Annotated in this window: 10 protein-coding genes; 5 read left to right on the forward strand and 5 right to left on the reverse strand. The window is 48.3% G+C overall.

Translation table 11 applies throughout. The annotated features are described in order from the left end of the window. Nucleotides 1–121: 121 nt before the first annotated feature. The 4 genes from KGF70_RS16020 to KGF70_RS16035 form a co-directional block, all read right to left on the reverse strand. Nucleotides 122–349, reverse strand: a complete 228-nt coding sequence (locus KGF70_RS16020; RefSeq protein WP_050340372.1) for a DUF2922 domain-containing protein — start codon at nt 347–349, stop codon at nt 122–124. A 27-nt stretch (nt 350–376) separates the two neighbouring features. Then, a complete protein-coding gene (locus KGF70_RS16025) occupies nt 377–589 on the reverse strand; it encodes a hypothetical protein (RefSeq protein WP_216769553.1) in 213 nt (70 codons plus the stop codon). 110 nt (nt 590–699) lie between these two features. Next, on the reverse strand, nt 700–894 hold the full coding sequence (locus KGF70_RS16030; RefSeq protein WP_065674602.1) for a hypothetical protein: 195 nt from the start codon (nt 892–894) through the stop codon (nt 700–702). A gap of 248 nt (nt 895–1,142) precedes the next feature. Next, nucleotides 1,143–1,694, reverse strand: coding sequence for a sigma-70 family RNA polymerase sigma factor (locus tag KGF70_RS16035; RefSeq protein WP_216769555.1), 552 nt, complete (start codon nt 1,692–1,694; stop codon nt 1,143–1,145). A 274-nt stretch (nt 1,695–1,968) separates the two neighbouring features. Between KGF70_RS16035 and KGF70_RS16040 the strand changes: the two genes are divergently transcribed. The 3 genes from KGF70_RS16040 (at nt 1,969) to KGF70_RS16050 (ending at nt 4,167) form a co-directional block, all read left to right on the forward strand. Continuing rightward, complete coding sequence (locus KGF70_RS16040; RefSeq protein WP_216769557.1) at nt 1,969–2,685, forward strand: hypothetical protein; 717 nt, start codon at nt 1,969–1,971, stop codon at nt 2,683–2,685. 33 nt (nt 2,686–2,718) lie between these two features. After that, nucleotides 2,719–3,522: a recombination regulator RecX gene (gene recX, locus KGF70_RS16045; RefSeq protein ID WP_216769558.1), complete on the forward strand. Its 804-nt coding sequence runs from the start codon at nt 2,719–2,721 to the stop codon at nt 3,520–3,522. A gap of 96 nt (nt 3,523–3,618) precedes the next feature. Continuing rightward, nucleotides 3,619–4,167 (forward strand): DUF402 domain-containing protein, encoded by a 549-nt coding sequence (locus KGF70_RS16050; RefSeq protein ID WP_003638256.1) that lies wholly within the window; start codon nt 3,619–3,621, stop codon nt 4,165–4,167. 1,245 nt (nt 4,168–5,412) lie between these two features. Here KGF70_RS16050 and KGF70_RS16055 read toward each other — a convergent pair. Then, nucleotides 5,413–5,979, reverse strand: coding sequence for a C40 family peptidase (locus KGF70_RS16055; RefSeq protein WP_253954906.1), 567 nt, complete (start codon nt 5,977–5,979; stop codon nt 5,413–5,415). A 339-nt stretch (nt 5,980–6,318) separates the two neighbouring features. Here KGF70_RS16055 and KGF70_RS16060 point away from each other — a divergent pair, with 339 nt between their 5' ends. Both KGF70_RS16060 and KGF70_RS16065 read left to right on the forward strand, forming a co-directional pair. Further along, a complete protein-coding gene (locus KGF70_RS16060) occupies nt 6,319–6,696 on the forward strand; it encodes a helix-turn-helix domain-containing protein (protein ID WP_003638258.1) in 378 nt (125 codons plus the stop codon). Between the two features lie 153 nt (nt 6,697–6,849). Beyond that, the gene (locus KGF70_RS16065) at nt 6,850–7,044 is read left to right on the forward strand and encodes a type II toxin-antitoxin system Phd/YefM family antitoxin (RefSeq protein WP_021337480.1); all 195 of its coding nucleotides are present in this window, start codon (nt 6,850–6,852) and stop codon (nt 7,042–7,044) included. The last annotated feature ends 87 nt before the right edge of the window (nt 7,045–7,131 follow it).

Here is a 7,131-nt window from a genome sequence, read left to right on the forward strand (position 1 = left end):
ACTACTACGGCCCACAGCGGACTTGCACCGCCTAGTTATCACCCATGCCGGGCGCACTCCTAAAAAATCCCCGGCCAGCAAATGCCTGACCGGGGATTACTAGTAACAACGGGAAATACGCTTAAGCCTTTGGTGCGGTGATAATTGGTGTCTCAATCGTTTCGACGTACTTAGCGGCTAATGGTTCAGCGACTAAGTTTTCGCCGTCCTTGGCGAAGAGCTTCGTGGCAGCCAGATCAGCCATCGCTTGGCTGACGACTTCCTTACTCAAGTTGTCGTTGGCGTAGTGTAATTTCAAGTGGTGAACTTTGTTGGTGCTGGTCTTAAAGCTTAAGTCTAAGGTTTTCATGGCGTTCCTCCTAAGGATGTGGGTGTATTAAGCAGCGGGTTGTGGTTCGTAGCGGTAGGCGTTTGCCAAGTTGGCGGTAGTGAATTGGTCACCCGTCAAAACTTCGATAACTTTACCAAAAGCGGCAAGTTGTTCGTCGGTCGCGTCCTGGGCGATGCCGTTAAACGTGTGCTTACGTTGTTCGTCCAGATCAGTTGTCGTTAGAACAGTCAGGGTTGCTTTTAACCAAGTTTTAGTCATGTTGTAGTTCCTCCTAGAGTTGTTGTGGTAGGCTGGCCAGCTTACATTAATACAGACGGCTGAGCAGGCCATTTTGTGCAACTTTTTGACAAACTTTTTTAAAAATGCCGTTAATTCGCGTATTCAGTGGTCATGTGAAGCTCGACATGCGCCATCGCGTCGCCAACTAACCGGGTGAAAATGGGAAGTAATCGGGCCAAATCCGCGTCGGTCAAGTTGCGGCAGTTGTGCCAAGTTTGGCGGTGAAGTCGGTGCTGATGGTCGGTGGCGACCATGATGAGCTGTGTGTTCAACCAAGTGTGCATGGCGTAAAGTCCTTTCTATCCTGAAACGTGGTTTTTTATCGTGCGCGTGCCCGCCGATGATGGGAGCGTTGGCCGGTAGAAATTATCGTGCTAGAATGCTCGTGACTCTCTGGCTATTGACGAAGTAACCACTGGTGATTTACCGACTGTTGCCGGCTAGCGACTAATCAGCTGCCAGCTGCGACCAACTGAGAATTTGCCGGCAGTTCAATTGCCACCACGATCAGCGAATCCCCGTCCACCAGGGCTCAATCTTGCGCATCGGCGGCCTGATACAGCCGATGTGCCTTCACCAACAGACTGGCCCGCCAGTTATAAACGGTGCGCCGACTGACGCCGTGAGTCCGCATGATATCGGCCACGGATTGTTCTTCCAAAAAGAATTCAGTCAGGTAGATGCGCTCGCCGGGACGGCATTGGCGCAATAAATCTGTGAGTAGCGCTGAAAGTTGCCAGTGGGCTTCCTGGTCACTCATTGGGTCGATTGCGACTGGTAAGGCGTGTTCCAAGTCGACTTGTGACTGGGTGCGGAGCGTCTGTTGCCGTAAATAATCGACGGTGCGCCATTTGATGCGGCGAAAGGCGAACTTACGAAAGTCCGGCAGATTGGCGGGTAATTCTGGCTCGTAATTCTGATAGGCGGCCAACCAGGTCAGGTGGGCAACTGTGACGCAATCCTCGAATTGCGGGTGGTAGCGGGTGATGTTGGCCGCTTTCAAGGCGCCATAGAGGAGACGTTGGTGTTCTGGTTCCGCGAGCAAGTCGAACGCGGCTTGATTATCTAAACGGTCTGCGTGCATGAAGTTATTCCTCGTTTGATTTGAATCCCTTGGCCAAGGTTGACTCCAGTGTAGCGAAGGCAAATACCGATTGTTGGGTGTGAAAAATGAATGAAAGATGACGATTTGCTTTCATTATTAATCTTCCAATGAGAATTCCATCAATTGCGAGCATTGTACTAGGATAGATTGAGCACTATTGATATGATGGGATTAATCTAATGCCTGCAGTAGGGGTGCGTGCAGAATTATCAATATTAGAGACCAAAATCAGATTTTGAAGGGTTTGTGAGTCATGAACCAAAATAACATTGTCAGCACCACCGTGAATCCGTTCTGGTATAACGATGTTGGGTGCTGGGACACCCGGCAGCCAGAACGCTTAGTCAAATACGCTACACGTTTAGAAAGTGACAAAATCGACGTTTTACAGACATTTTATCTACTTGACATCGGGCACTTAAAATGTCCAGAGAAGGCGTTGGTTTTTGACCGTCAACGGGGTATTTTGAAGTCCAAATGGAGCACGCGCCAACTGATGATTCGCTATTCGCGTCAATTAGGTTTTTCAGGTTCGCATTTGGTCAGGGCCGTCGCTACTGATCAAGGTCTCTCACCGCATAAGTTGCCGATTATTCACGGGGAAGCGATTCTGATGCCTCAGACCTCGGCCAAACGCGGGATGGCTAACTGGTATAACGGGCTGTACCTGATCGATGCGGTGGAACGGCCACTGATGACTGAATTAGTCTATGCGGGCGGCATCCGGTTACTCATCGATATGAGCCTGCCGATGGTCGACCGTCAATTGAAGAAAGGCCGGCAATTACAGCAGGGCGTCAGTAATTACCACCAACGACGCGCCACGCCCAATCAAGCGGCGAGTGAGTTAGATGGGACGGACGCCCAAAATCTGAACCGGTTTGCGGATACGGTCGTTGATTATTTCGGCATTCAGGCCCATCCCGAGGAAATTAGTTGTTTGACTAAGCGATTTTTAGGTACACTATAGTCAACCATTAATTGAATCGGAGGCTGGATAAGCATGACGGAGAAAGTGACGAAGATCGTCGCGCAAAAACGGGCGGGGCGCTACAATATTTATCTCGATGGCAAGTATGCGTTTCCCATCAGTGAATCGGTGATGATCAAGTTTCGAGTCTTCAAGGGCATGGAAATCGATGCTGAGCTCCAAACGGCGATGATTGCCGCAGATGACGTTTCCAGAGCGTACACGCGAGCGTTGGATTATTTGTCGCACCAGTTACGGACGGAAAAGGAAGTCCATGATAAGTTGCGTGATGAAGAAATCGAGGAGCCCGTGATTGATGCAACCATGCAACAGTTGCGCGAGCTGCGATTGTTAAATGACCAGCAGTACGCGGATGCCTTTGTACGCACGGCCAAACGGACCAGTGATAAGGGGCCGCGGGTGATTCGCCAGAACCTACGCCAAAAAGGAGTCGGTGAACAGCTGATTGACGACGCATTAGCCGGGCAATTTAGTCCAGACGAACAAATCGACAACGCCAGTGAATTAGCCCGTAAGCTTGCCAAACGTTATCACAAACAGGCGTTTAAGACGATGCAACAAAAGGTGCGCCAAGGCATGATGACCAAGGGCTTTGACAATGACACGATTACGGCCGCGATTGCCGGCTTAGACCTTCAACCGGATGAAGATGAACAGTGGCAAGCCCTCGTCACGCAAGGCACCAAGCTCTGGCAACGGAATCGCAAATACAGCTTTCGCGAACGGGCGATGCGGACCAAACGCAGCCTGTTTCAAAAGGGCTTCATGATGGATGAAATTAACCGATTTATCGACGAACAAGTCGCGGATGAGTGAAAAGGTCGAATTACCTGCCCGCACGCCATAAAAATCTGGTATAATGTTTAATGAAATTCGATGAAAATTTACCCTCAGTTAGAAAGTTGGGTTAATATGGCGCGCGAGGCGAAAGGACCTAAGGAAGGCGACTTCATTACGATCAAAAGCTATAAGCACGACGGAAGTTTACATCGAACTTGGCGCGATACAATGGTACTCAAAACAAGCGAGAACGTCTTAATTGGTTGTAACGATCACACACTGGTCACCGAAGATGATGGCCGTCGGTGGGTGACGCGGGAACCAGCAATCGTTTATTTTCATAAGCATTATTGGTTTAATATCGTGGCGATGATTCGCGATAACGGCGTTTCATACTATTGCAACCTGGCATCACCATATGTGTTAGACAAAGAGGCTTTGAAGTACATCGACTATGATTTGGATGTCAAAGTCTTTCCGGATGGTGAACGCCGGTTGTTAGATGTTGATGAGTACGAAGAACACGGCGCCCAGTGGCACTATTCAGCCGATACTGATCGCATTTTAAAAGCAAATGTGAAGGTGTTGGTTGACTGGATCAAGCACAAAAAAGGCCCGTTTTCACAAGACTACATCGATATCTGGTATAGTCGCTATCAAGAACTATCACGTCGGCAATAGCTCTGCTGACGGTTTGTCAGCGGCGTAATTAAAATACAAGGGGAGCAGCCACGTTTCGGCGCTCCCTTTTGTTATCGATAAATACGTGATACGTATGTGGATATTCGTCATAAAGATGGTTCAATCGTGCTGGCTAGTTTACTGTTCGTCAGCCGATGCGCGCCTTAGTCCGACTTCCGGGGCCGGCTGACAATTGCTGGAACGTAAGCCGACATCGATTTGAATTCACGCAGAAACCCACTGCGCAATTTCAAATACGAGTCTTATTCTAAGCCGGAAGCAACCCACTTCCAGCTAAGAATAATTTGGCTACTGAGCATTGTCAGCCAGCCCCTCCAGTCGGGAAGCCACTCGAATGGCAGATGAACGACCACCTAACTTGGTGCAATTGATCACTGAATATTAGGTGACTGGCCCTTCATACAAAGTTTGAATCAGAATCGATGAAGATTTATTGAGCGCTTAGATACTTGTCCCATTTAGAAAATGATATGGTGGTCAGAAGATTGTTGATCAATTTTGATAGAAAATATTCATAGCCTTGGAAGATAGATTTACTACCCGTTTAGCATTCTAGACTTTTGTATCTTGGGTGACTAGCAAGAATTCTGACATGTTCCGCGTCGCTGCTGGCTCCCGTAATTTGAACACGAGTATGATAGCTTTCATCAGAAATAAGTCTTAAAGCAAAATGTTACAATTGCTGTCTTTGAACTTAACAGATGGCATGGTTCAATCACGATTCATGTCAAATGACTGTTTACTAAGAATCAACGACTAGTTTATCAAAAAGTTGGGGGGCCACACTTTTCAGCCTTTGAATGGGATACAGGCTGGAAGGTGTTTCTGACAATGCTCAGCGATGAAATTTCACTTAGCAAGCGTCTTGTGCTTGGTTAGTGAAAGACCAGTATTTAAGACGTGGGTTGTCGGCTTAAATCTGTGTCCATCGCGTTCCAGCGTTGTCAGAAATGCCTGGAAGCCGGGGTAGGACGCGGCCACAACAGCAGGTTTACGCAAGTTCGCGTTTTTTCCAGCGGGTCCTAAGCTGGCTGCTTTTAAGAATTAACACAATGCGTATCATCCCAAGAAACCGCGGCGATTCGAGCGCCAGACAGCACCAGTTAAGTCGGATGCAGTCCGAACTGACCGTCACAGTTGACAGCGGTCAGGATAATCGCGAAAATAACAAAGGACCCACAAGCTAGCCTGAGGGTCCGATGGGTGATGGCATAGGTTGACTAGTTAAGCGCCAAAATTGACGGGCTGGCAATAACCGACAGCGTGCCACCAGGGAACGTAGATTTTTTCATTTTTGACGCCGTTATCCTGCGCGTCAATCATTTTACCACCGCTGACGTAAATACCGACGTGTGAGATCGAGCCGGTGTTGCTACCGAAGAAGACCAAGTCGCCCTTTTGTGCGCGTTGCTTGGAAATCTTGCGATATTGCCGGTACTGCGCTTGTGCGACTCGCGGTAGGTTCGTTTGAGCCGCTTGTTTGAAGACGTACTTGGTGTAGCCGGAACAATCAAACGTGTTGGGGCCGACTGCACCGTAGACGTAGCGGTGGCCAAGTTTGGATTTGGCGACGTTGTAAAGGTTCGTGAAGGAACGCGTGCTCTTCTTAATGGAACCCGTCTTGACCCAGCCCTTGACACGATTGTTGGCACTCGTGACGTAAGCATACTTGGCGGTGGTGCGGTTGGCGAGCCGGACTTGCCGTTGCTTGGTGACGAACCACGTTGGGTTGCCGTAGCGCTGCAGCTTACCGAGTGATTTGATTTTGGTATTGTTGGCGGGACCGCTCATTTGGTAGAGCCCACCCTGTGAATTCTTAGTCAGATACGCCGTCTTGGTGACCGACGTGGTCGTGATGACCCGGTTGGTAGCTTGTGCTTCGACAGCAGGGGCGTGTCACAGACCGACAGTCAGACCGACAATGGCAACGATTAATGCGATAAGACGTTGTTTCATTATGTATTTCCTCCCCGAAATCCCCGTGTCCCATTTCATTATCAAACGTTGACCCTATCATAAGCGGTGAATGTGACAAGGATGTTGCAACGTGATTGCGGTTTATTTAAAAGATGGGAACAGCTTGAATAGCTTGGCAATTCAGAGATTAGAATGTTGACAGGAGTGACCGAAATGGCTTTTTTGAAGATCGATAATGGTGAATTACTCAAAAATATTCGTCAGTTTGCAAAGAAGAACGGTTTGACTTTGGCTGAAGTGGCAACGTTGGCAGGCCTAAGTGCCAGCGCCATCTATAGTTGGAAGAAACACACACCGTCAGTGGGGACCTTGAAAGAAGTTGCCCAGGTGTTAGGAACGAGTTATACCAAACTAGTTGGTAAGGATAAAGAACCGACTGCCAAGGGCGCCAATTCCGCTGCCGTTGATTTGAAAAAAGTGGTCGAGAATAAGAAAAACCAGTTTGAATACGACGGTCAGCCAATTACAGCGGAACAGATGAAAATCATCCGCAACGTGCTCAAGTCGATGTTCAAGACCCCGCGACTTTAATTTTCGGTAAAATGCGGTCCTTTTAGGTGCAACGCCCGCTGGGATAGTGTAGAATATTGCTCAGTTACTTGAATAATTGCTCGCACTGCTTGACGCACTTCGTTGATTGGTGCACAATGGCAACAATTATGGAACGGATTGGGAGATGGGCGTATGAAAAAAGTTACTACCGCATTAGCAAAGAAAAATATCAACCAGTTGTTAACGATTGTTAATCAAGGCCACGATACCATTGAGGTGGAAAATCCCAATACCCAAGATTCAGCTGTCATGGTCAGCATGAAGGATTGGTTACAAATCGTCAGTCAATTGGCCAAGACGAATCATCACGATATGGAATTCAGTTAATGATAAAGATTGGGTGCGGTCGCCGTTAATACGGTACTGGCACTCGCAATAAAAGGTCCCGACACGAATTGGTGTTGGGACCTTTTT

Source organism: Lactiplantibacillus sp. 7.2.4, from assembly GCF_018991185.1.
GTDB lineage: Bacteria > Bacillota > Bacilli > Lactobacillales > Lactobacillaceae > Lactiplantibacillus > Lactiplantibacillus pentosus.